The 1,510-nt window shown below is 58.6% G+C and carries 2 protein-coding genes; both read right to left on the bottom strand.

What is annotated here, in order from left to right:
* Positions 1–138: 138 nt before the first annotated feature.
* A complete protein-coding gene (locus tag DBR23_RS12275; protein ID WP_100409584.1) occupies positions 139–663 on the bottom strand; it encodes a DUF4148 domain-containing protein in 525 nt (174 codons plus the stop codon).
* Positions 664–758: 95 nt separating this feature from the next.
* On the bottom strand, positions 759–1,130 hold the full coding sequence (locus tag DBR23_RS12270) for a hypothetical protein (RefSeq protein WP_015012925.1): 372 nt from the start codon (positions 1,128–1,130) through the stop codon (positions 759–761).
* Between the last annotated feature and the right edge of the window lie 380 nt (positions 1,131–1,510).

The following is a 1,510-nucleotide window of genomic DNA, read 5'->3' as shown; positions in this document are numbered from 1 at the left end:
CGGAGGTCGGAGCAATGCAAAAGCAGATGTCGCACGCACTTGCTGCTGGCACCGCAGACGTGCATGGCGAGCCAACTGGAGATGGGCCTGTTTCGAAAGACCCCTCCAGATCAGCAGCCGACCGCCCGGAGAACCTGTTTAGAACCGAGGGGCCTTGGTGGATTCGTCCGAGGTGGCGGCCACAGCTGCATGGTGCGCTGCGTGGTAGCGGTCAGGATAGATTTCATTGAGCTTGCGGCCGTCTTCGCCCACAGCGATGATTTCTCCTTCGCGGATGGCGCGTGCCAACTCACTCTTGACTTGTTCCCGCGTCTTCAACGACTTGCCTGCCACGATCGGATAGCGACCAGACATCAACTCATTGCGTTTGACTCCGAATTCACCGGCCACCATGATGTCACCCGTACGGATAGCCTGCTCCAATTCTTCCCGCACTTGCTCGCGGGATTTGCTAGCCTGAGTCGAAGTAGTCGAGCGATAGGCTCCGGGGTTGATTTGCTTGAGAGTCATCCCCGAGTCGCCTGCAGCAAGCATCTCGCCGTTTTGCTGAGCCTGCGCCAATTCAGCCAGCACTTGTTCGCGCGTCTTGCTGACCGCTTGGTCCGACGCAAAAGCGGGGGCTGCGATGAGGGAAAGGACGATGAGGGTGGACTTCAGTTTCATGATGGTGTTTCCTTTTTGGGTAGATGGCAATGGTTCAGGTGCAACCGCAGGCCGGTTTGGGAGGGCACGCGGTTGCCGGTGATCGTTGAGAGGGTTCAGGGCAGTTGGCGGGCATCGACCCAGCCAGCTTCGCCGCCCATATCCCGTACACCGTCACGACCGACGGGGTTGCGCTTGGCTGACTGCAACTCATCGAGGACTTGCTGGCGGGTCTTGGTCAGTTTGGGGCCCGGAACGAGTGGATAAGTGGCAGGGTAGTCACGGCTGATCCAGTACAGCGAACCGTCCTTCTGAGCGGCCAGCACGGTGCTTTCGACCGCTTGGCGGCTCACCGCATTGCCCAAATGGTCGGCGGCCAGGCTGACGCCTTCTTCCTGGCTAGGGCTTGCGTGATAAACGGATGTCGCAAACGACGCTGTAGCGGATGCAGCAAGGCTGGCGACGAGGATTGCGGTACGAACTTTCATGATGGTCTCCTGTGGCGCCGGATGCCCGATATGGTTCATCCAGGTGGCGATTTCTGCACCACGGAGAGAAGTCTAGAAATTCCACCCCTACCTGACAGTGACCTTCCGATTACGCTTTTGATAGCCACACGCAATGCCTGCGAGGAAAGGGGTAATAGGTTATCGTGCAGGAGGCCACCTGGTTTCACACCACCACGACAAGGTACTCCGAAGGAACTGTCATGACGAAGAGGGCAATGAGCTGGTCTGTCGCCATCCTGGCGCTCTTGAACGTCGCGGGTTGCAGCACGCCCATCTACGAGGGCCGGTACGCATGGTCCGATGGCTGGCGTATCGGAAAAGTGAGCAGACTGCTATCAGCAGACGAAGCCGCAGAAATA

The sequence above is a fragment of the Acidovorax sp. HMWF018 genome (assembly GCF_003061035.1).
Taxonomy (GTDB): Bacteria; Pseudomonadota; Gammaproteobacteria; order Burkholderiales; family Burkholderiaceae_C; genus Acidovorax; species Acidovorax delafieldii.
Note: the sequence above shows the minus strand (reverse complement) of the source record. Positions and strands in the feature narration are given on the sequence as shown.

Bases quoted from the DNA above. Each gene is read 5' to 3' on its own strand.
- DBR23_RS12275 (WP_100409584.1), bottom strand. From the start codon at position 663: ATGAAACTGAAGTCCACCCTCATCGTCCTTTCCCTCATCGCAGCCCCC.
- DBR23_RS12270 (WP_015012925.1), bottom strand. From the start codon at position 1,130: ATGAAAGTTCGTACCGCAATCCTCGTCGCCAGCCTTGCTGCATCCGCT.